At 47.1% G+C, this 23,102-nt stretch carries 20 protein-coding genes and 1 tRNA gene; 13 read left to right on the forward strand and 8 right to left on the reverse strand.

The features are described from left to right. Positions 1-438 precede the first annotated feature (438 nt). The 4 genes from purD to nrdG all read left to right on the forward strand — a co-directional run bounded on the left by purD (position 439) and on the right by nrdG (position 5,353). Positions 439-1,683 (forward strand): phosphoribosylamine--glycine ligase, encoded by a 1,245-nt coding sequence (purD, locus tag GSO_RS00390; RefSeq protein ID WP_010487806.1) that lies wholly within the window; start codon positions 439-441, stop codon positions 1,681-1,683. Positions 1,684-1,895: 212 nt separating this feature from the next. Next, entirely contained in the window at positions 1,896-2,339 is a 444-nt protein-coding gene (locus GSO_RS00395) for a CopY/TcrY family copper transport repressor (protein ID WP_010487808.1), read from the forward strand. Then, complete coding sequence (locus GSO_RS00400) at positions 2,329-4,560, forward strand: heavy metal translocating P-type ATPase (protein ID WP_010487810.1); 2,232 nt, start codon at positions 2,329-2,331, stop codon at positions 4,558-4,560. Before GSO_RS00395 ends, GSO_RS00400 begins: the two co-directional genes overlap by 11 nt. A 214-nt stretch (positions 4,561-4,774) precedes the next feature. Beyond that, on the forward strand, positions 4,775-5,353 hold the full coding sequence (gene nrdG / locus GSO_RS00405) for an anaerobic ribonucleoside-triphosphate reductase activating protein (RefSeq protein WP_010487813.1): 579 nt from the start codon (positions 4,775-4,777) through the stop codon (positions 5,351-5,353). A gap of 93 nt (positions 5,354-5,446) precedes the next feature. On the opposite strand, the gene GSO_RS00410 is transcribed toward nrdG, so the two are convergent. Continuing rightward, on the reverse strand, positions 5,447-6,526 hold the full coding sequence (locus GSO_RS00410; protein ID WP_010487815.1) for a sensor histidine kinase: 1,080 nt from the start codon (positions 6,524-6,526) through the stop codon (positions 5,447-5,449). Positions 6,527-6,535: 9 nt separating this feature from the next. Beyond that, a complete protein-coding gene (locus GSO_RS00415) occupies positions 6,536-7,210 on the reverse strand; it encodes a response regulator transcription factor (RefSeq protein ID WP_010487816.1) in 675 nt (224 codons plus the stop codon). Positions 7,211-7,376: 166 nt separating this feature from the next. Between GSO_RS00415 and GSO_RS00420 the strand changes: the two genes are divergently transcribed. Then, positions 7,377-8,147 carry an ABC transporter ATP-binding protein gene (locus GSO_RS00420; protein WP_010487818.1) on the forward strand — a complete coding sequence of 257 codons (771 nt, stop codon included), beginning with the start codon at positions 7,377-7,379 and terminating at the stop codon, positions 8,145-8,147. Continuing rightward, positions 8,131-10,206, forward strand: a complete 2,076-nt coding sequence (locus tag GSO_RS00425) for an FtsX-like permease family protein (protein WP_010487820.1) — start codon at positions 8,131-8,133, stop codon at positions 10,204-10,206. The genes GSO_RS00420 and GSO_RS00425 overlap by 17 nt, the downstream gene beginning before the upstream one ends. A 168-nt stretch (positions 10,207-10,374) precedes the next feature. Here GSO_RS00425 and GSO_RS00430 read toward each other — a convergent pair whose 3' ends face one another. Continuing rightward, a complete protein-coding gene (locus GSO_RS00430) occupies positions 10,375-10,881 on the reverse strand; it encodes a hypothetical protein (RefSeq protein WP_010487822.1) in 507 nt (168 codons plus the stop codon). 68 nt (positions 10,882-10,949) lie between these two features. Between GSO_RS00430 and GSO_RS00435 the strand changes: the two genes are divergently transcribed. The 3 genes from GSO_RS00435 (at position 10,950) to GSO_RS00445 (ending at position 13,472) form a co-directional block, all read left to right on the forward strand. Beyond that, the gene (locus GSO_RS00435; protein WP_010487823.1) at positions 10,950-11,687 is read left to right on the forward strand and encodes an MBL fold metallo-hydrolase; all 738 of its coding nucleotides are present in this window, start codon (positions 10,950-10,952) and stop codon (positions 11,685-11,687) included. Positions 11,688-11,938: 251 nt separating this feature from the next. Continuing rightward, positions 11,939-12,337 (forward strand): transcriptional regulator SpxA, encoded by a 399-nt coding sequence (gene spxA / locus GSO_RS00440; protein WP_010487825.1) that lies wholly within the window; start codon positions 11,939-11,941, stop codon positions 12,335-12,337. Between the two features lie 451 nt (positions 12,338-12,788). Next, positions 12,789-13,472 carry an adaptor protein MecA gene (locus tag GSO_RS00445; RefSeq protein WP_010487827.1) on the forward strand — a complete coding sequence of 228 codons (684 nt, stop codon included), beginning with the start codon at positions 12,789-12,791 and terminating at the stop codon, positions 13,470-13,472. A gap of 118 nt (positions 13,473-13,590) precedes the next feature. Here GSO_RS00445 and GSO_RS00450 read toward each other — a convergent pair whose 3' ends face one another. The 3 genes from GSO_RS00450 to tnpA all read right to left on the reverse strand — a co-directional run bounded on the left by GSO_RS00450 (position 13,591) and on the right by tnpA (position 17,918). Next, a complete protein-coding gene (locus GSO_RS00450; protein ID WP_010487828.1) occupies positions 13,591-15,408 on the reverse strand; it encodes a glycerophosphoryl diester phosphodiesterase membrane domain-containing protein in 1,818 nt (605 codons plus the stop codon). Beyond that, entirely contained in the window at positions 15,405-16,346 is a 942-nt protein-coding gene (locus GSO_RS00455) for a dihydroorotate oxidase (RefSeq protein ID WP_010487830.1), read from the reverse strand. Before GSO_RS00455 ends, GSO_RS00450 begins: the two co-directional genes overlap by 4 nt. 1,092 nt (positions 16,347-17,438) lie before the next feature. Further along, complete coding sequence (gene tnpA / locus GSO_RS00460) at positions 17,439-17,918, reverse strand: IS200/IS605 family transposase (protein WP_010487832.1); 480 nt, start codon at positions 17,916-17,918, stop codon at positions 17,439-17,441. Positions 17,919-17,991: 73 nt separating this feature from the next. On the opposite strand from tnpA, the gene GSO_RS00465 reads away from it, so the two are divergent. Further along, entirely contained in the window at positions 17,992-19,242 is a 1,251-nt protein-coding gene (locus tag GSO_RS00465; RefSeq protein ID WP_010487834.1) for an RNA-guided endonuclease InsQ/TnpB family protein, read from the forward strand. A gap of 265 nt (positions 19,243-19,507) precedes the next feature. On the opposite strand, the gene GSO_RS00470 is transcribed toward GSO_RS00465, so the two are convergent. Together GSO_RS00470 and GSO_RS00475 are read right to left on the reverse strand one after the other, a co-directional pair. Beyond that, positions 19,508-19,690 carry a hypothetical protein gene (locus tag GSO_RS00470; protein ID WP_010487836.1) on the reverse strand — a complete coding sequence of 61 codons (183 nt, stop codon included), beginning with the start codon at positions 19,688-19,690 and terminating at the stop codon, positions 19,508-19,510. A 12-nt stretch (positions 19,691-19,702) separates the two neighbouring features. Continuing rightward, positions 19,703-20,089 (reverse strand): hypothetical protein, encoded by a 387-nt coding sequence (locus GSO_RS00475; RefSeq protein WP_010487838.1) that lies wholly within the window; start codon positions 20,087-20,089, stop codon positions 19,703-19,705. 166 nt (positions 20,090-20,255) lie between these two features. On the opposite strand from GSO_RS00475, the gene GSO_RS00480 reads away from it, so the two are divergent. The 3 genes from GSO_RS00480 (at position 20,256) to argR (ending at position 22,733) form a co-directional block, all read left to right on the forward strand. Beyond that, positions 20,256-20,326 (forward strand) — tRNA-Gly (locus GSO_RS00480). 219 nt (positions 20,327-20,545) lie between these two features. Continuing rightward, a complete protein-coding gene (gene argS / locus GSO_RS00485) occupies positions 20,546-22,228 on the forward strand; it encodes an arginine--tRNA ligase (RefSeq protein ID WP_010487839.1) in 1,683 nt (560 codons plus the stop codon). 49 nt (positions 22,229-22,277) lie between these two features. Next, positions 22,278-22,733, forward strand: coding sequence for an arginine repressor (gene argR / locus GSO_RS00490; protein ID WP_010487841.1), 456 nt, complete (start codon positions 22,278-22,280; stop codon positions 22,731-22,733). The last annotated feature ends 369 nt before the right edge of the window (positions 22,734-23,102 follow it).

The following is a 23,102-nucleotide window of genomic DNA, read 5'->3' on the forward strand; positions in this document are numbered from 1 at the left end:
TTGCGGTCAAGGGTCCTTACACGCAGGTTTCTGGGCTGGCGAACGCGTTTGGCGTCAGAAAGCTACAGTGCTGGTCTTTGCCATTTAGGGCTAGATGTCCTTATACGCTGACTTCTGCGCCAGCGAACGCGTTTTGGCGCCAGAAAGCTGCAGTGCAGGTCTTGGGCCATTGCGGTCAAGGTCCTTACACGCAGGTTTCTGGGCTGGCGAACGCGTTTTGGCGTCAGAAAGCTACAGTGCTGGTCTTTGCCATTTAGGGCTAGATGTCCTTATACGCAGACTTCTGTGCCAGTGAACGCGTTTTGGCATCAGAAAGCTGCAGTGTCGGTCTTAGGTCATTTATGCTCAACACCCTCACACAAAATTTTTACGCCAGCAAACGCGTAAATACCACCCTCATCACCCACAAATATGCGCCCATACGCGCGAGGAGGTTCTATGAAAAACGTTCTTGTCATTGGCGGCGGTGCCAGAGAAAGTGCCCTTGCGCTAAAATTCCATCAGTCGTCACAAGTTGACCATGTCTACGTGGCACCCGGTAACCCGGCCATGACGATTTTAGGCGTTGAGCCAGTTGGCATTAAAGAAGACCAGGTGCCGGAATTGATTAAATTTTCCCAGGACCATCAAATCAATCTAACCTTTGTTGGCCCTGAAGTACCACTGGCGGCAGGGATTGTCGACGCATTCCAAGAAGCCCATCTGCCGATTTTTGGGGTGACAAAAAAACTCGCTCAACTCGAGTCCAGTAAGACATTTGCCAAAAACTTTATGCACCGGCACCATCTTCCGACTGCTGCCAGCAAAACCGTCCATAGTGAACTGGAAGCGCATGCCGAGGCAACGCTGATGGGATTACCAGTTGTTCTTAAAAAAGATGGCCTTGCCGCCGGAAAAGGGGTCATCATTGCCCAAGACGCTGCTGCCTTGGACGATGCGATTGATCGACTTTATGAGGGGCACCCAGATGCAACGGTGCTTCTTGAACAATACCTTGACGGCGAAGAAGCATCGGTAATGGCGCTTTTCAACGGTCAAAACCGCGTGATTTTACCATTATCACAGGATCATAAACGCCGGTTCGCCGCCGATCGTGGGCCTAACACGGGTGGCATGGGCGCCATTAGCCCGCTACCACAGTTCACTACCGACCAAGTACAGGCAGCTCAGGCATTAGTTGATGCGACGTTGGCAGGCATGCAGGAAGATGGCCTCGATGGACAAGGCGTGATGTATATCGGCCTGATTTTTACCGCTGATGGTCCTAAAATTCTGGAATACAACATGCGCTTCGGCGATCCGGAAACGCAGGTGTTGTTACCTCAGATAGAAAATGATTTTTATCAGTTGGTAACGGATTTGTTGAACGGCCAACAACCGGATTTGAAGTTGAATGGCCAAGCTTACGCGTGCTTTGTTGCGGTGAATCCGGATTATCCCGGTTCAGAATTAAAGCAGGTCCCGGTGATTGTGCCAAAAGACTGGCCAATTGGCACCTGGTTGCCAGCAGGCGTTAACCAAACGGAAAACGGCTGGGTTAGCAGTTCAGGCCGAATTTTCTCGGTTGTAGAGGCGGCATCAACGCTTTCTGAAGCTGTTATGAAGGCTAAAAAGGCCATGGAAAGTATCCAAGGAGTTTTGGATTATCGCACAGACATTGGCTTCCATGCGGTCAAATCCTGAGGAAAACAGTCAGCGTTAAAACCTGATTTTGACGAATAGCATTTACGAAATAGGCACTGTGACAGTTTCTTGTTGCGGTGCCTATTTGTATGTTCATTTTTTCAGTATGCGCAGGCACTTCCAAATAAAATTAAAAGATTGATATTGACATTCATCGTTTACAGTTGTAAATTATAAGTGTTGAAAGATTACAAGTGTAAACGGAGGCAATTATGGAAACACCAACAGTCGACATCTCCCAATCGGAATGGGAGGTCATGCGTATTATTTGGACACTCGGACCTTTAAAAAGCAGCACGCTTGCCGCTATTTTGGCGGATAAGATGGGCTGTAAGGTTGCAACTACCAAAACCTTTTTAGGACGCTTGGTTAAAAAAGGCGCACTTGTAACGGAAAAACAAGGTCGTGAATTTTTGTACCATGCTACGGTCGGCGAGCAAGCATCCATGGATGCAGCAGCAACCGAGTTGTTTAGCCATTTATGCCAGATGAAAATAGGCAAGACCTTGGATCACTTGATAACGCACGTGACTTTATCAAAACAAGACATCAACGACTTACAACAAACATTGACAGCCAAGTTGCCGGATGCACCGGCAATGGTCAGCTGCAATTGCTTGCCAGAAGGCTGTAAGGAGGAAGTTCATGAAGAATAGTAAGATGGAACATGCAAACGAAACGACTGGAAAAACCAGTGAGATGCAACATGATGACATGGCGGATATGCCAATGGATCATGAACAGATGGGGCATCAAGCTGGTATGGAAACCATGGCCATGGACCAAGGCGCTATGGCTCATGGGCAAATGAATCATGGCGACATGCATATGAGCCATGGTGACATGAGCCATATGGATATGCATCACGGTGATATGTCGCATATGGACATGGATCACGGTGGTGGCCATATGATGCATATGGGTAATCTCAAGCAAAAGTTCTGGGTCAGCCTGATTGTGATGATTCCAGTGCTGCTTCTTTCCCAGTTTATGGGGATGAATATCCATCTAGGGGCTTTGCAACTGCCGATCGTATTTCCCGGATCTGATTGGCTGGTTCTGATTTTATCGTCATTTTTGTTCTTCTATGGTGGCTGGCCATTTTTGACCGGAGCAAAATCCGAATTGCAACAGCGGCAGCCAGCGATGATGACGCTAATTGCAATGGGCATTACCGTTGCTTATGGTTATTCACTTTACGCGTTTGTGATGAATCATTTTATCGCCCCGAATGGTATGGTCATGGATTTCTTCTGGGAACTGGCAACATTGATCGTGATCATGCTGTTAGGGCACTGGATTGAAATGAATGCGGTCATGGCAGCGGGCAATGCTGTCGAGAAACTCGCGGCGTTGCTGCCAAGCCAAGCGCATGTCGTGCATGGCGATCACGTGATGGATATGCCGTTAGCAGAAGTTCAGGTCGGCACGCGTTTGCGCGTCCTGGCAGGTGAACAGATGCCGGCTGATGGCCAGATTGTCAGTGGCAGTAGTAGCGTGAACGAATCACTGGTTACCGGTGAAGCCAAGGCCATTCATAAAGCTGAAGGCGATCGGGTCATTGGCGGGTCAGTCAATGGTGATGGCGTCATTGAAATCAAAGTCACCGGTACCGGCGAAAGCGGCTACCTGTCTCAAGTGATGAAGCTGGTTCAAAGTGCTCAGGCTAATAAGAGTAAGGCGGAAGGAATGGCTGATAAAGTTGCTGGTTGGCTTTTCTACGCAGCATTAGCAGTCGGTATTCTGGCATTCTTCATTTGGCTATCAGACGGGGCGGCGATTGCTTTTGAACGCATGGTCACCGTTTTCATCATTGCCTGCCCGCACGCACTGGGACTGGCAATTCCCTTGGTCATCGCGCGCAGCACCAGTATTGGCGCAACCAATGGCTTATTGATTCGTAATCGTCAGGCACTTGAAACTGCCAAACATGCGAAATTTATCTTAATGGACAAAACTGGTACGTTGACTGAAGGTAAATTTACCGTTGCCAAAACCGTTGCATTTGCCAATCATGATGAAGCTCAAGTCTTAGCCTTAATGGCCGCACTTGAGAGTCATTCAGAGCATCCACTGGCAACCGGTATTAAAGCCGCGGCTAAGGAGCAGCAATTAAACGTACCTGCTGCTCAAAATGTTCAGGTACTCAAGGGTATTGGTCTTCAAGGCGAAGTTGATGGCCAAGCTTATACCATCGTCAACGCGCGTTACTTGAAAGACCATCAGTTAAGTTATGATCAGGCCCAAGCCGATCAACTGGCGGCTGCGGGGAATTCATTGGCCTTCTTGCTACAGAAGGATCAGGTTTTAGGGATGGTAGCTGAAGGCGATCAGTTGAAGCCATCAAGCAAGCCATTCGTAGCGGCCTTGAAGCGCCAAGGTATCACACCGGTTATGTTGACTGGTGACAATCATGAAACCGCCAAGAAGGTTGCGGACCAGCTGGGGTTAACCGATTTTCAGGCAGAGCTCAAGCCTGAAGATAAAGTTGCTCAGGTCAAGGCTTATCAGCAGCGTGGCGTTGTGATGATGGTCGGCGATGGTGTCAACGATGCGCCTAGTCTAGCCCAAGCAGATATCGGGGTAGCAATCGGTGCTGGTACCGATGTTGCCATTGATACGGCCGATGTGGTTCTGGTTCACAGCGACCCAGCTGATATTCTTAACTTCTTATCGCTGGCAAAGGCGACGAACCGCAAAATGGTACAGAACCTTTGGTGGGGAGCTGGCTACAACATTTTAGCCATTCCGTTGGCAGCTGGTATCCTGGCGCCGATTGGTTTCATTCTCAGTCCGGCAGTCGGCGCGGCGATCATGTCGTTATCGACGATCGTGGTTGCGTTGAATGCCATGACGCTGCATTTGAACCGTGCTTAGAATAATCAAGTTATGATATGAATACCGGCCGTCATCAAGATATAGATGACAAGCCGGTATTTTGTGTACAACCAATACTATATATTGGGGTTAAAAGATGATACGATAAAAAAGACTTCCCAAGCAAGGGGCTGGTTTACCGACCAGCGCTTCGTTAGAAACCAAGGCTTACACAGCATCACTACAATGACTTCAGAAAGAGGCAGATATTGTTATGACCACCAGTCGCTTACCACAGAATCCTAAACCTAAGGAATGGCTCGCTAGCGACCTTTCCCAGCAACGCATTGCGGATTACAAGCCATTTAACTTTGTGGATGGCGAAGGCGTGCGGTGTAGTTTATACGTATCTGGCTGCCGGTTTGCCTGCCCCGGCTGTTACAATCGGGTTGCCCAGAATTTTCGATATGGGAAACCTTACACTCAGGAGTTAGAAGATCAGATTATTGAAGATCTTAGTCAGTCATATGTCCAAGGGCTGACATTATTAGGCGGCGAGCCGTTTTTGAACACGCAGGTATGTATTCGGTTGTGTCGCCGGATTCGGCAGGAATTTGGCCACGACAAAGACATCTGGAGTTGGAGCGGGTACACATACGAGGAACTGATGCAGGATTCCGAAGATAAGTTGACGTTATTAGGGCTCATCGACATCCTGGTCGACGGTCGCTTCTTACTGGCACAAAAAGATTTAACCTTACAGTTTCGCGGCAGCGCCAATCAGCGCATTATTGACGTGCCGGCAACCCAAGCGGCTGGCGAGATTAAGCTTTGGAAGAATCTGATTCGGTAACATCACAAAAAGAACGAGTGGCTTGCTGCAGGAAACTGCATGTCAGAAGTCACTCGTTCTTTTTTGTTGGATTTTGCTGACTAGAAGACGCATTTAGCTATTAGAGGGGTGCTCGTGGCTGGTTTTGGGATGATGGACTGTTTGGCTGGGATCACTGTAATAGCTGACATATGGAAAATGAATGGTCACAGTGGTACCTTGATTAATCACAGATGTCAGTGTCAAATGATGGCCAAGCTTTTCGGATAGCTTTTCCGCCAAAAAAAGGCCCAAACCGGTGGATTTGTGATTCGATATTCGCCCGTTGCTTCCGGTAAAGCCTTTTTCAAAAACCCGATGCTGTTCATCTTTGGGAATGCCAATGCCAGTGTCAGTAATCATGAGCTGGGTTTCTTTGCCGGTATTGCGAATGGTGGCACTGATGCGGCCGCCTTCCGGTGTGTATTTCACGGCATTCGAGATCAGTTGCGCCAAAATAAAGCGCAGCCACTTGTTATCGGTTAGTACGGTTTGATCCTCGCCATTGAGCTTAAATGACAAGCGTTTGTTGATAAACCCATTTCGTTGACTGGCGACGACATCATTTACAAGCGGCTTTAGTGGCGTATTGTGCAAAAGATAATCTTTGGAAAAACTGTCGAGTCGGGAATAATACAAAACTTGCTCGACATAAAATTCGATGTGGTCTAACTGCAAATTCAGGTTGTCAAGTTTGTCGTCGGGTACCTGGCCTTCAAAACTCTCAGCCAAAAGCGAAACTGCTGCTAACGGCACTTTAATTTCATGGACCCAGGAATCAATGAAGTCTTTTTGATCCTGTTGCTGGGCCAATAAGGCAGTAATCTGTTGGCGATGCAGCGTCAGCATTTGATTGTACGTATCGGCAACGACTTCTTCGAGGCCTGATTCACCACCAGGCAGCGGCCAGTCCAGCGCCGCATCCTTGGCTTCTTGACGGTCGTGAAGTTGGGCCGCAAAGCGCCGAATCCGGCCAAAGTGGGCCACAAAAAAAGCGCTCGCAACAAGTGTTACTAATAACACTGCGTACCAGAGTGTTGACATTTTAACTCGATGTTGGGGATCCAGCCAGATAATCATGGCCGCTAACCCCACACATAAAATGTAACCGCCAATAGGCCACAGGTGGTCTTTGACGTAATCGCGAAAACGCATAGCGCCCTCCTAAGGAACGATATAACCTTGACCGACTTTGGTTTGGATATAATCTTTTAAGCCGGCTTCTTCGATTTTTTTACGTAACCGATTGATGTTAACCGTTAGCGTATTGTCGTCAACAAAACGTTCATCTTGCCAGAGATCCTTCAGAAGACGGGACCGGCTGACGATCTGCCCATGTTGGCGCATGAGAATCTGTAGTAACTTGTACTCGTTTTTTGAAAGGTTGATTTCATTATCATTAACTTGGGCCATCCCGTTTTTCAGGTTCAACATAAGGCCGTTGTGTTCCAAAACATCCGTTCCTTGATCGGCGTAGTTATAGGTTCGGCGCAACAGTGCGTTGATTTTGGCGATCAAAACTTCCATCGCAAACGGTTTATTTAAGAAATCATCGGCGCCCATGTTCATGGCCATGACCATGTCCATATTGGTGTTGCGGCTTGAGATAAAGATAACCGGCACCTTAGAGACTTCGCGAATCTTTTGGACCCAATAATAACCGTCGAAAACCGGCAGATTGATGTCCAATAAAACCAAGTGCGGCTTTTCTTGCAGAAAATCATCGAAGACAGCGTTAAAATCAGTCACAACGACTGGTTCAAACTGCCATTTTTTTAGGTTGTCAGCGATCAGGCCGCTGATGGTCTGATCATCCTCCACGATCATGATTTTAAACACGTGATCAACTCCATTCCTGCACTTATCGTATAAGTTTTGGCCAGGAAGCACAAGCCGCGAGAACAGTTGATTAATAAGAAAATGTCGCCGACATGGCAATTTGTCAGGGAGGACGATGAACAGCAGTCACCACTGGTTTTTGGTAGAATGATGACGGAGGTAAGCCATGGCAATTTTAGAAGTATCTAATTTAAGTAAAATCTTTGGACAGCGACATGATCGGGTTCGCGCTTTAAATGACCTCAGTTTTCAGGTTGCAGCCGGCGAATTCATCGGCATCATGGGGCCAAGTGGTGCGGGAAAGTCGACTTTACTGAATATTTTGGCAACGATTGAAACGCCTAGCACAGGTAAGGTCAAAATTGCCGGATATGATCTGGAAGCTTTGAATGAAAGTCAACAAGCTGCATTCCGTCGCGATCATCTGGGTTTTGTTTTTCAAGATTTTAATTTGTTAGACGATATGACGGTCGCGCAAAATGTCCTTTTACCACTGACGTTACAGCGTCATGTTCAACCAGATCGCGCTGAACGTCTCCGGACGGTGTCCCAGCATCTCAATTTAGATCCGTTATTGAAGGCGTTCCCGGGCGAGTTAAGCATGGGTCAGCGTCAGCGGGTAGCGGCTGCGCGGGCGGTGATCACACAGCCGAGCCTACTGTTGGCCGATGAACCGACCGGGAGTCTCGATTCATTGGCAGCAACAGATTTTTTGCGGTATCTCCAGCAGTTAAATCAGCAAGAGAAAACCACGATTTTGATGGTTACCCATGATCCGTTTACTGCCAGTTTTGCCAGTCGGATTATTTTCATTAAAGATGGCGCATTTTTTGCTGAAGTAACCCGCGGCAAATCCCGTGAGCAGTTCTTTGATCGCATCATTGATATGGAAGCGACAGTAAGCGGAGGAGGCCATTCACGTGTGGCAACAGATTAAGACCAACCTTGTGCGTCATCGGCACGAAGATGGCTTGCAGATCATGATTGCTGCATTGATCAACGCGATTATGTATGCGATTGGCGCGGTTGCGAATAATCGGTCGATTTTAAGTGATGCCAGCAAACGATTAGGCAGTTTGGATATTGTACCCAGCCTGCTAATGATTGTCATGGTCCTGCTGGCTTTGTTTTCGATCAGTTTCCTATTGTATTTAAATAGCCTGTTAATTGCCCGTCGTGATCAGGAGATCGGCTTATACCGACTTTTGGGATTATCCGGTGCCAAACTGGGAGTGACGGTGTTTATTGAAAGTCTGATTGTCGGTGCGATTGGATTGATAACCGGGGTCTTGCTTGGATTTATTCTATCGCCATTGTTAGGCATGGTGTTGATCCGCTTGATGGCCTTGCATACTCCGATTGGTTTTATGGTGTCCCCATCAGCGTTGCTGGACGTTTTGACATTGATGGGCGTGGTTTATCTGTTAGTTGGCGCCGTTAATGCCATTTATGTTCAAAATCCACTTCGCCAATTCATTCGGCAACAAGATGTGCCTGCCCCGCCCAAGCCGCAAACCTGGTGGCGTTTTTGGCTTGGTGTGGGCGGCTTTGCGTTATTGGTTGGTAGTCTGTTGACGATGCTGCGCTTGTTGCCAGTTAGTGGTAGTTTAATGCGATTACTACCATGGATTCCGGGCCGAATGATACTCCCAATTCTCTTAGTCGTGCTTGTGACAGCGCTGCTGCTGGGACTTTTTCTTGTTTTTGCCGACTTTTTGCCCGGATTGGTGGCGTGGTATCAGCGTCGTCATGAGATGCAGACCCGCAATGCAAGTGGCATTTCGCGCCATCTGATTATCAAAAGGTTGCAAGGCAATGCCCACTCATTGTGGTTGACGACGCTGCTTTGTGCTGTGACGATCACGATGCTTGGCAGTTCGGTCATGTTGTTTCAATACGAACAAGAATTGGTGTTACGTGAAATTCCGACGACTGTCGTAGCCTCCGGAATCGGCGTTGATAATGTGACGGACGTTTTAAAAAAAGCCAAGGTTAAGCCGACGCACGCGGTCACCATGTCGACTAAATTATTATATGCCGAGATTAGGTTAAGGAATCAAGTTGGCCAGATTCGCGATCAGCCTAGTGTTTACAATGTCGTCGCAATGCGTGATTATCATCGGGTAGCACGACTGCAAAAGAGTTTACCCCCAGTTCGATTACGACAACAGGAAGCTCAGTTAATGTTGCCAAACAGAACCGGGTTTCGACCGGTTGGCGCGCGGCGTAATCCGGATCGAGCGATTATGTTACCAGGTAGTGACACGTCACTTCGGCTCACCCGAACGACTAATCTTTTTCCCACCGGGAGTAATAATTATTTTGACCGGGGATTACTGGTTAGTGATCGAACCTTTGACATGTTAGAAGGCACTCCGGACCGGTTATATATGGCTAAGCTGCCTAAAACAAAATCTGCACGCCGGGCACTGGCACAACTGCAGCATTTGGACAATAGCAAGAATCTGCAGGAGTACGTCAATATTGGTGCCAATGAACGGGCAGGCAACGATCTGAAAGTCACTAATCGGGTGAGCGCCAAAATGAACTTCTGGCGTAATCCGATCGGGCTGCAAGCGTCGGAACAGAATTTTGTCAGTACGTTATATGGCTTTTTGCTATTTTTGATCTTGTTGCTAAGCGGTGTTTTTGTGGTCGCGACAGGCAGTATCTTATTGCTCAAACAAGTCATCGCCGTGCGTCAGGAGAAGCGGCATTTTCAGATATTAAAGCATTTGGGGATGGATCCGCAACAGATTCGGCACACGATTTACCGTCAGGCTGCGGTGGTTTTTGCGGTCCCACTTGTATTCGGCATTATGATGGCACTGTGTGTGATCAGTGTGATGACCAATTATCTTGATAATCCGCCATCGCGTTATCTAGGACTGATGATTGCCATTTATGCCGGGATTGACTGGTTGTTTTATCAGGCGACTGTGCATGTCATGATTCGCATGGTTGACGGGCCGGTTAGCCGGTGGGTCAGCGACTAATGAAAATGTATCAAAAAGCACCAGAATGACCAGCGAAGATCCGCGATAACGGTGGTTTGTTATTGGAGATCGGTTCTGGCGAATTCTGGTGCTTTGATGTTAGACGAATACTTGCCGGCTCACAGGACTGACATGTTAGAAATTTTCCGGTTACATGGCCGGCTCGGTTTAATCTTTTTGATGGGGGTCAATGACGGTATAACCCGCTTCATGAAAGCCATTGGCCGAAGCGGCGCGGCGAATGAATTCCTTGACTGACGAGAGCGCTGGGGTATTCTTGAACTCGTAGTAGTCATTGCTGGATTGCCAGACAGAAACCATCAGAAAATTATCAGGGTGTTTGACTTCTTGCGCCAACAGGATATGATTTTCCCCAAGCAAGATGTCATGGTTGTCGATCAATTGTTTGATTTTTGATAAGAACACTTTGACATCGTCCGTGTCCAAATTAAAATACATGAACTGCACATAGCCGTTTTGTTCGGTTGGGCCTAAGCTCGTAATGACGTCGTAACGCAATGGCGCGCTGAATGTCGCCCGGCCGCTCGGATCATAAATCATGTAATCCAGGCCGCTTTGTGCCGGTTTTAACAATTTTAGTTGGGGATCATGGCGCTCATCGAGCAATTTGACAAGGAACGACTTGCTACCAAAGACTGTTTGTATTGTGGACATACCGACCACCTCCACACTTATTATAAACTTCTTAGTGACTTTTCAGGTTGAAAGGGAGGAAAAACTAAATGAAATTGACAGTTTTAGGTTATCTCGGCGGTTATCCAGATGCCGGCCACGCAACCAGCACGTACTTAGTTGAAAGTGGTGATTATCATTTATTAATGGATTTAGGCAGTGGCGGTTTGCTTGCCTTGGAGAAGGTTTTTGATCCATTGCAACTAGATGCGGTTTTGCTAACCCATTATCATCACGATCATACGGCGGATGTCGGCGTGTTGCAATATTACTATCAGCTGCGTAAGGGTGACAAAAAAGTCTCGCCCTTGCCAATTTACGGCCATACGATGGATCCGTTAAACTTTGGCAGTCTTACCTTTGGCCCGTATACACAAGGCATGGGCTACTCCGCTGACAGTACCTTGCATCTGGGACCCTTCACGATAACATTTCTTGAGACGCAGCATCCGGTGCCAGCCTTTGCAGTGCGTATTGTTGAATCAGGGACCAATAAAGTGCTGGTCAACACAAGTGATACCCGTTACTTTTCAGGATTGGCACCCTTTGCAAAAAATGCCGATCTCTTAATGGCAGATACCAATTTTCTGGCAGATCAACCGACACCACGGTGGCATTTAACCGCACCTGAGGCCGGCGAGTTAGCAAAGGATGCCGGCGTCAAGCAACTCTTGTTGACACATTTGCCGCAACAACTCGACCTTGATACCTTAAAACAACAGGCTGCAAAACAAGCAGTGGGCATACCAATTTTGTTAGCGACAGATGACTTGACAATTAATGTCTGATAGTGATCATAAATGTTCACTTAAAATTAGAACTAAATGTTAAAAAATTAGTTATTATAACTTGAGCTATTTTTCACAAGAAAACTTATAAAAACGTTGATTGTGCAGAGATCTACAGAGATTTCAAAATTGAATTTTCAATTTTTAAAAAATTATTTTTCTGAATATGATTGCGCCGCTTCGAGGCAATCTCGTATACTATACCTGTAGTTGAGAAAGATTCCTCGTCAAAGAAAAAGGAGCGAGCGCTCATGGTTATTTTATACACGTCCCCAAGTTGCACATCTTGTCGGAAGGCGCGCGCCTGGTTAAAGGAAAATAAGATTCCTTTTAAAGAACGTAATATTTTTTCTGATCCATTGAACGTTGATGAAATCAAGCGGTTATTGATGATGACCGAAGAGGGTACCGAAGAAATTATTTCAACACGTTCAAAGATATTCCAGGAGCTAGGGATTAACATCGATGAGTTATCGACTGGCACGCTGATTAAACTGGTAGCAAAATATCCGGGTTTACTGCGGCGGCCGATCATGATGGACGACAAGCGTCTCCAGGTTGGATATAACGAAGATGAGATCCGGCGCTTTTTGCCGCGGTCTGTCCGTACCTTGGAACTTCAACAGGCGCAATTATTGGCAGGATTTTAATTTGATAAGTCGTGGTCTTTTACCCGCGTGACTGTTGTACTTAAACAAGCTAACAGCCAATTGGTCATTAATCATAAAATAAATTGTCTCGACACGTGTAGAAGTGTTGGGGCATTTTTTATTTTGGCTTGAAGGATAAGGTTTGAGACAGGAGCGGGTTTTGAAAGCGTGTTTATTGGGGTGGTTTGGGCTTTGAAGCGTGTTCACTGGCGCAGAAGTCGGAGTTATAAGGACCTTAGGCGCAATGGTCAAAACCGGGCCATCACGCCTATGGCCACTTATACTCCGACTTCTAAGCGCGCCAGTTCACGCTCTTTGGGCACCAGACTTGATCATAGCGTTTACGTGCGGTAGAATGCCTTGACGTAGTAAATCTGCTATAATGTAGTAAGTGGTCATGTGATGAACCACAGAACTCAGGGTTCCGTGACTAAAGTGAGGTGCAGCAATCATGGAAATGGAACGGATTAATGCAAATACGATCCGGGTCATGTTAGGCAACGATGATTTAGCGCAGCGAGGGATTACGGTATTGGATCTGCTTGGTAACCACAAGCAGATTGAGAGCTTCTTTTACAGTATCCTTGATGAAGTTGACAAAGATCACACGTTTGCCACAAACGAGGCCGTGACGTTTCAGGTCATGCCAAGTCAATCCGGGCTCGAATTGTTGATCAGTAAGAATGGTCAAAAGAATGATGATAGCGACACCGGTTCTGATGATGACAGTACGGACACCCAAGTACCGGATTATATTCGTCAGCAATTGCAGGGCTTAGATGCCAATGATCAACACGATCAGCAGGCAGTCGACGAAGGCGGTTATATTGACGCCAAAAAAGCACCGCAAACCGAACTCGTTTTGAAATTAAAGGACTTTGAAGACTTTATCAGCCTTGCGCAGACGCTGCGATTGGAAGGCGGAAAGAGCGACCTTTACCGGTATAAGCAAAATTATTACCTCGTATTAACGTTCTATCCCAATGAGATTTCCTCTAACGAAGCCCATGACGAGATGGCGGTTGCACTCGAATTTGGTGATCGTTCGCCATTGTCATCTGCGGTTCTGTCCGAATATGGCAAACGCTTAATGGAAACCAGTGCGTTAGAAACGGCACGTTATTACTTTAAATAAAATAGGATTAGCGAATGAGCTTTCTAGATCGTTAAAAAGCCGGCAACATTTCCAGTTTTGGAAGTGTTGTCGGCTTTTGTTTTGTTAGCGTTTGGACGTGAGACAATCATTTAATGGCTTAGAAAGGTGCATTGTCTTCTGTTGAGAAACCATTTAAATAATTCAAGAGCTGATCAGCATAGGTGGGATGGTCATTCATTTCGCGTAATGTGGTCTTTAACAAACGCAATTGATCAGTAATGATGCCGTCCGCATCCATGAACGTCATTTTCTGCATGTCATCAGGATCATTAACGGTCCAGGCATAGACAGCTTGGTGGTGGTCGTGGGCTTGATCAGCAACCATCGTAGAAAGTGTGGTTGATTCTAACGTATAGCCACTCGCCGGCGTTTCTGGGAAGACCAACGTGTACGGTAAAATAAAGAACGTCTTAAGCTTTGGGACCCGTTGGCGCAGCGTCTTAACCACACCGTAATCAAGCGAATGTACTTGATCATGATTGGCTAATAAGCGTTTGGCATAGCGCTTGATGAATCGATCCATCATCTGCGGACTGTCATGTGGCGTGGTCTTGATCTCCACTAGCAGTTTTTGATGAACTTTTTCGGCCGCCGCCAAATATTGATCAAAGCTTGCGACTTTGGCTGCGTGGCCATTTTCGCGCGCAGTCAGTTGCGTGATTTCAGCCAGCGTCAGTTGATGGGGCGTGGCTTCTTTGCCAGTTAGAGCCTTCAGATTCTCGTCATGCATGACGACAAACTGATGATCCTTGGTTTCGTGAAGATCCATTTCGACATAATCCGGTTTTTCTTTGGCAGTTGCCAAAAGCGCCGGAATGGTGTTTTGAACCCCGTTGCCGTCATCGACACCGCGGTGGGAGATCATTAATGGCTGGGTGGTTAATGCGCCGATCAAGTAGGCATGATAAAACAGACTCGTTCCGCCGATAATCACCATGATTAAGGCAAACGCGCTCACTCTAAAAACCCAAGTGCGTCGCGGCTTTGGCGCTGGTGTAACGTGGTCCTGACTGTCGATCAGATGAAACGTTTCCGCTTGCGAAGTCGCCAGTTGGTAAAGCATGACGGTGAAGAAGACCGTGATCAGCAACATGGCGACTTGCAAAAGGCCGAGATTAATCGTTGCACCCAGTAACGACCATTGCTGCCATTGTTGGTCAAGATAGGTCTGAAACGCATACAGACCAGCAACTAGCAGGATCGAAAGCACTAACACGGGAATCACAATGAGGACAACTGCCCATATGGCTCGCCATGTTTGACCGCGGGTTGCCCGCCAGCTGCGAACCACCGTTGCCCGCGGCGATTGATCATTGAGGATTAGTGCGGGCAGTAAAGGCAAGAGGCGAATAGCCAGCCAAGTGCCCAATAAATAAAGGACCACGATCAAAACGGTTAAATACCACCGATCAAAAATATAATCGATGATGAAATCAGGAATCGTCAGTTTTGCCAATAAACTGGTTTTAAAGACAATACTTGAAAAGGGGAAGATTAACACGAAGTAAGCAATTAAACTCACAATTGTCGTGGGTGTCAGGCGCCTGGTTTTCCTAATAGTGGCGCCGGCCAGTTGCCTGAAGTTTAAATGCGTTTGTCGATGAATGTTCTGAATACCTAACAACAAAAATGCAAACTGCCAGTAGACAAACAACAATAATATCAACCCGATTAGCAGCAGTAACAGTGCTGTGACCGGTTTGGCCGTGGCAATCTGACCTAGGTTGGTTAAGGTAATGTAGGGCACTTTTCCTAAGCACAAGACTTGCTGGGCACCAAAAGTCAGCAACGGGATGATCGCGAGACCAACGACCAAGTTGGTCACGCTAATGAGCAGAAAATAGGCGCCCCAGTGCCGGGCAAAGTCTTGACTATTGTGCTTGAAATACGCCCAAACTCTGATTTTTTCGTTCATGATAAGACTTTTAATTGCCCCTTGAAGTCACTAATAGCATTGTAGCCCTTGGTTTGCATCACGGCCTGCAACTCCCGGGTTAACCGCGTGAACGCAGCGGGGCCTTCTTCTTGCAAGAGGGTACCCACCTGCACAAGACTTGCGCCGGCCAGAATCAAATCGTAAGCATCCCGGCCGTTGATCACGCCACCGGTTCCGATCAGTCGAATCTTAGGATCGAGGCGCTGCGCAAAAGCCCGGACGTTAGCAAGTGCGATTGGTTTGGCGTAGGCACCGCCGATGCCGCCAAAGCCACCTTTAGGCTTGATCAACGCCGTGTCGGTTTCCGGATCAATCATGAGGCCGTTGCCGAGGCTGTTAATCGAATTGACGAATTTAAGCGGGAATTGATTGAGAATCGCCGCCATCTGGTCAAATTGCGCGAGGTCGAAATAAGGCGGCAACTTGACGCCAGCCGGTTTGGTAAAGAAGCTAAAGAGATTGGTCAAAACTTCCTGTGTCCGGTCAAAGTCATAACCGGTCTGCGGCTTGCCGGGAACATTCGGGCAGCTTAAATTGAACTCAACCAACCCGTTAAAGTCTGAATCTTCAATGGTGTGGGCCATCGCCAGATTTTCTTCCATGGAAAGACCGGCAACCGACAGAAAAATCGGCTTGTCCGGACGGGCTTTTTGAAAGCTCAACGCATAATCCAAATAATACTCGAGGCCTTCATTAGGCAACCCCATGGAATTAATCGATCCTAGTTCTAAGCGGGCATATCGCGGGCTGGGATTACCAAGCCGTTTTGCCTGTGTCGCGCTCTTGGTAACCAAAGTTCCGGCATCGCTTTGTGCCAGTTCATCCAGTTCGTCTTTGGTGTAGCAGCGTACGCCACTTGCGTTCATAAATACGTTGTCAAATTGAAACTTATCAATACTTGTATGCAGATCAGTCATGTGCCCACTGCTTTCCAAAACATAATCAAACGTCTTCACGCTGGTTGATGTTGTTGCTCTAAATTTCAGCCATAAAGTTATGTTTTTAGTCAGTTCCGCTAACGCCGATATTCCCATATCCAGACAAACTGGGTAATGACATTGACCGACTCTTGAACTATCTTTGCACAGTTACCTGTGCCGGCGGAAGCCCCGCCGCATATTGAATCAAATTTTGTACCGCGTTCTCATCACGATCCAAGATGTCACCGCACGGATAGCATCGGTAAACGCTGTGTTGGTGGTAAATGCTATCTCCTTGGAGGGTCATTTTACCGTCAAAAGTTTGGTCATCGTAGCATTGGGATAGATATGGATCTTATGGGTTTTCACGGGCGCGTTGCTCGCCTCCTTAACGGGTCTTCCCGCTACTACTGCTTCTTTTCCGGGTTTCTAGCAAATGGGTGATCTCTTGACCATCCCTGGTCTTCTTTTGCTACTTGCGCAAAACAGCGACCCGAGAAGAAAAGACCCGGATGATCGCGATTAAGTCTGCCGCAACCTCTGCCTTGGGAGCACTCTCCTCAATATTCAAGACAACAATTTTGGCGTCAAACTTCGCCACGAAACGATCAAACCAGTCAAACCCAAACCGAACGAACTAGTCTTTATCAGTCACGCCGATACGTTAGGCAAATTCATGTGGTCACATGTTTTCACCTCTTATGACATGATACAGTATAAGGCGGTGCATGACTAACTAAACGGCAATCATTCATTGCTCCTTCAATATTTGCTGTTCCCATTTAATTAAGGCTGGTTGGAAGAGGTTGAGCCATAATTCGTAGGGGATGTCTTTGATTTACTGGATTCCGAACAATACGGATGTCTTAGGCAATGAGTTCCAAGTCGTGCCAAACTCCGCAATCTCCGGTCAGATGGTGTGGCGAAGCGAAGCTAGAGCGGAGACGGCTGAGCCCCATCTGACCTACGATTGCTCCGCTTTGACACTCATATTTTAAATAACCCCATCGTGACACCTCAGGAAAACAAAAAGGCGAACATATTCGTTATTATCGCATAGTACGTTCACATTTTTATTATAGCTAAGAATTATGACACAGTCTCTGGATGGGTCTTCTCTCGACGGATGTTAGGACGCTTTTTTAGTTCGTTGTACTTTTGGTTGTTGATGTAATGCTCAACGACGTCCTTGCTCATGTTGCCAAGGGTACTCATGTAGTAGCTGGGTGACCATAAATGCCCACCCCAATCTTGAGAATGACGAATTTCCGGATGCCGTTTGAGAAAGATAAAGGCACTTCTGCCCTTAAGCGCCTTGATGGCACTGGTTGGCGCCTTGCTAGGTGGAAAACTGATCAAGACATGGACATGATCGGGCATGACTGCCATTTTTTCGATCACAATTTCATTATCATCGGCGACCTTTTGCAAAATACTTTTCATTTCATCTGTCAGTTCCTTAGTTGCAAAAGTTTGATTGCGATATTTCGTGACCCAGATCAAATGGTAATGAAAATTGTAGATATAGCGTCTGGTATAGACCGCGCCTTGGATTTTTTCTTTAGTCATAAAAGTCACCTCAATTGTTGACATCATTGACGAATGCTATAATACCATTATAGCAGGAAAGAGGTGAGATTAAATGAAGTCAATGGCACAATTAGAATATCATTATGGATTGAAGGTTCGCATCTACCCAAGTGACCGCCAAAAGAAATTGATTAAGCTTAACAGCGATGCCAGTCGCTTCGTCTATAACGAGATGGTTGCGATCGGTAAAGAACTCTGGCAATTAAAACAAGTTAAGCTACCAATTGATACGGTTCAAGACCGAATCAAGCAGCTTGAATTACGGCAAAATGCCAAGCAGATATCAAATCATTTCCAATTCTTAGAAGACAAGCGAATTGACAGTCTTGCTAAGGCTAACGCTATCCGGAATTACCGCAAGGCATGGAAAGCCTTTCGGAAGGTTCATGGTACTGGCGTCCCAAAATTCCACCGTAAGAGCTATGCGTGGGGCTATCAAACTAATTGCCAATATATCAAGCAGAAAACGACGCAGCTAACCAACGGGACCGTCTGCTTTAAAGATGGCAAGCACGTCTTAGTGCCTAAGTTAGGTCGGCTACGCATTAAAGGTTCCCACAAACGATTACTGAATCGAAAAGCAGAAACTCGTATTGGCACGGTCACGATTACTAAGGACGCTGCAGACCGTTTCTTTTTATCCATGCAGCTGGGTTCTGATACACCCTTCATGACGAAGCCTGCCAAGACCAATCGGCAAACTGGCATTGACCTCAACACGGAAAACTTTTTGACTACCAGTGATGGCAAAGTCGTCGCCAACCCGCGCTACTATCGAACAATTAAGGGACGGTTGGCTAAGGCCCAACGTGTTTTGTCACGCCGGGCCCGAAGGGCAAAGAAAGAGCATCGCCCGTTACGTAACAGTAAAAATTACCAAAAACAGCGCTTGTTAGTCGCCAAGATTCATACACAGATTCTAGATCGTCGTAAGAACTTCTTGCACAATATCTCAACCACACTAATCAAGAACCACGATTTGGTGGTTGCAGAGGAATTGCGCAGTAACAACTTACTAAAAAATCATGCCTTGGCAATGAGTATCGCAGACGTAGGCTGGCGCACATTCCTAGGAATGCTAACTTACAAGGCTGACCTTTATGGCCGCCAGTTTGTAGCGGTCAATCCTAAGAATACCACGCAAACCTGCCATCATTGCGGCTTTGTCATGGGGACAGAAGGCACTGATAAGCTGACGCTTGCTGATCGAGAATGGACGTGTCCTAAATGCCAGACCCATCACGTTCGCGATCACAATGCCGCTCAGAACATACTGATCAAAGGTATTGCTAAATTAGCCTGATTAGGCTCGTCCCTATGGCAACCTGGGGACGCTAAAGGCACTGGTAATTGCCGTGTAAGACAAGCAGTTCGTAGAACTGCCTGCAGTGGTTTATCTGTGCAAATTGTGACTCAAGCGCTCGTAACAAGGGTGTTTGCTCACAAGCCACTGACTTTAGTCAGTGGTGGTTGACGCATAGAAAAGCGCCAGAAACCAGTCACCGGCTCGCCAGCCAAACAAAAACGCCCCGTCATCGCGCAAAAGATGGCGTACGGAGCGTTAATCATTAAGTGAAGGCGTTCAAAATCAAAGCAATTAAAGCAACCGCACCACTCATCAGCGTTAAACGACGAGCGCGATCAGGCGGCCGATGCCTAAGCATTAACACCAACCAACTCAATAAACCGATAAAAGTCGCCAGAACCCCGATGACAAAGATTGCCAACAAGATCATTTGAAAAGTTCGCATCTCATTTGTGTCCTATAAAGCAACATTGTCATTCGGCGTTACCAACCCCGCTAGTTTGGCGGCTTTTTGCCGAATATCGTCTGGCGGCGTTTGCGGTAAGGTAAAGTGTGTCTCCATCTTGTGGGGATCAAAGTCTGGCGTGACGCTCACTAACGAGTAGAAAACGTTACTTGAAACAGTATCCGGAATATCTGACAGTGTATAGGCGCGGATCTCAGCTTCTTTTTTTGGCAGATGGCTTAAGAAATCAGCCAAGATCCGATATGAATAATAAACGGTTTCTTCATACGTTGTCCCGACTGCCTCAGCATTAGGGATATTAGGGAAACTAATGCGATAACCAGTTTTGGTTTTCTCGTTGCGCGCCACGAAGTAATAGTGACGTCCCGTTTTTGCCATCTCGACCACTCCTCTTTTCCTATTATTATAGCACGGTGAGAAAGATTAACAACCAAATTACGTGTACTCATTTTTAAGACGTTTTCTCATTAAAATCATAGAAAAAAAAGACCGATTGCGGCTTTGCAAATGTGCATTGCCGTGATACACTTATATGCGTTGATTTGCGGTCGTAGTTTAGTGGTAAAACTCCAGCTTCCCAAGCTGGTGTCGCGAGTTCGATTCTCGTCGACCGCTGTATAGGTCCGAAGAGAAAGAGGATGTCAGGTCAATCGGCGTTTTAACAGTGAGATCGGCTAGTGCAAACGATCACGTCAGACCAGGCGGCGCGCTTTTGAGGATCAGTATTTTGAGTGGACATATGTCAAGTAGAGTGGTACCGCGGGCAAAGGCTCGTCTCTTCGATAAGGGAGAGATGGGTCTTTTTTCGTGGCATCATCATTTTAGGAGGAACTTATGGATTTCAAAGAACTTGTTGTCAATGCCCTTAAGCCAGCCTTGGCGGGTCAACTGGATGAAGCAAAGATTGCCGCGTTAGTTGAAACGCCTAAATCATCTGACTTAGGTGATTATGCCTTTCCCACTTTCTCGTTAGCCAAAATCCTGCACCGGGCACCCAAAATGATTGCCAGCGATTTGGTTGAAAAAATCGATGCGGCGCCATTTGAACAGGTTAAAGCGGTAGGCGGTTATGTCAACTTTTATTTGGACAAGATTAGTTTCGCCCACGAAGTCTTGAAAGCCATTGCCCAGGAAGGCGAGCATTACGGCGACGCCAAGCTAGGCAAAGGTAATGTCCCGATCGATATGAGCAGCCCGAATATCGCCAAGCCAATGTCAATGGGTCATCTGCGTTCGACGGTTATCGGCAATGCGCTGGCCAATATTTTGGCAAAAGTCGGATACAGCCCGATTAAAATCAATCACCTCGGCGACTGGGGCACCCAGTTCGGCAAGTTAATTGTGGCTTATAAGAAATGGGGCTCCGAAGCAGCGGTGAAAAACGATCCGATCAAAAATCTGTTTCAGTATTATGTGGAGTTTCATGAGAAAGCCGAAAAGGATCCGGAATTGGAAGAAGAAGCGCGGGCATGGTTCAAACGCCTTGAAGATGGCGATGACGAAGCGCTCACGTTATGGCGGTGGTTCCGAACCGTGTCGTTGGCCGAGTTCAATCGCATTTACAAGATTCTCGGAGTGGATTTTGATTCCTACAACGGGGAAGCCTTTTACAACGACAAAATGGACAGCGTGGTTAAAACACTTGAAGACAAACATTTGCTCAAAACCAGTCAAGGGGCCGAAATTGTCGATTTAAGCAAGTACAACCTTAATCCGGCACTGATTAAGAAGTCCGATGGGGCTACGCTTTACATGACGCGTGATTTGGCTGCGGCAATTTTCCGCAAGAATCACTATCACTTTGTCCAAAGCCTCTATGTGGTTGGTAATGAACAGCGCGAGCATTTTCAGCAGCTGAAAGCAGTCTTGCTGGAAATGGGTTATGACTGGGCCAATGATATTCACCATATTCCGTTTGGTCTGATTACGGCAAATGGCAAGAAATTGTCAACCCGCCGCGGCAACATTATTTTACTGGAAAAAGTTTTAAACGATGCGGTTGATCTAGCTAAGCAGCAAATTGCCAAAAAACATCCGGATTTGCCGAATGCCCAACAGGTAGCTCATGAAGTGGGCGTCGGCGCGGTTATTTTCCATGACTTGAAAAATGAACGGTTAGACAACTTCGACTTTAATTTGGAAGAGGTTGTTAGGTTTGAAGGCGAAACCGGTCCTTATGTTCAATACACCAATGCCCGGGCGCATAGCATTTTGCGGAAAGCCGACATTGCGCCAGCACCGGAAGTGGCTTTGAGTGATCCGGCTGCATGGGATGTTTTGCGGGCATTGGGCGACTTCCCGGCCATTGTTGTGCGGGCCGCTAAGGAGTATGAGCCTTCCGTGATTGCCAAGTATGCTTTGCGCTTGGCCAAGGCGTTTAATCAGTATTATGCCAACGTCAAAGTTTTGGTTGAAGACAGTGAATTACCGGCCCGGCTCGCGATGGTAAAGGCGACCACGCAGGTTTTGGAGAATGCCTTGCATTTGCTCGGTGTGGCCGCACCGGAAGAGATGTAGTCCGTCACATCATCGCGACTAGCGACAGCGTCATGGTGGAGGTATTGGGATGAACAAGAATGAACGGCAGGCAGCGTTGGCGCGGATTATTAACCAAAAGCCAATCGCCACCCAAGAAGAGCTGCTGGCAGCTTTAAAAGCGGCGGGCATTGATGCCACGCAGGCAACGATTTCCCGCGACATTCGCGAAATGAAAATCGTGAAGGCGCAAGATGCAACAGGAACACTGCGGTATACGATTTTTCGTGGCTCGGCGGAATCCCAACTCGAGCGTCTAGGCCGTTCGATCCGTGAAGTCGGCTTGTCGATTACCCGGGTTCAATTTATGAATGTCATCAAGACACTGCCGAGCAATGGCAACTTGCTGGCGGCCATCATCGACGATATCGATTTTGATCAGGTCGTCGGCACCATTGCCGGCCATGATACCATCGTGGTCATTAGTCCCGATGAAAAGCAGGCGAAGTGGTTTGAAGAAGCGTATCGGCATGCTTTTGATCGGTGATGGCGGTGTTGTTTGGTTGAGGCGTGACGAGTTGACAAAAGACGAGGCTGGGGCTTAATTCCATTAAGGATGTTCCAGTTTTAACGAACTTCGACCAATGAAGAAAAAAGGTTAGACAATAAGTTCCACGTCGTGCCAAACTCCGCAATCTCCGGCGATTTGGGGCTGGAACGCTGTGGGCACGACTTCGAACCCGCAAAGCCCGCGGTTTCGAAGCTCGGCCTTGTTGTAGGCGGGGCAAAGAGCGCCCCACCAACAACAATTCCACGGCTGAGCCCCAAATCGCCTACACTTGCTCCGCTTTGGCACTAATATCCTAAAGTTGCTGTCAAATTATCTTTGACGAAACAAAAAGCGAACGTATTTTTC

Origin of the sequence: Lacticaseibacillus zeae DSM 20178 = KCTC 3804 (assembly GCF_000260435.1) — a bacterium.
GTDB lineage: Bacteria > Bacillota > Bacilli > Lactobacillales > Lactobacillaceae > Lacticaseibacillus > Lacticaseibacillus zeae.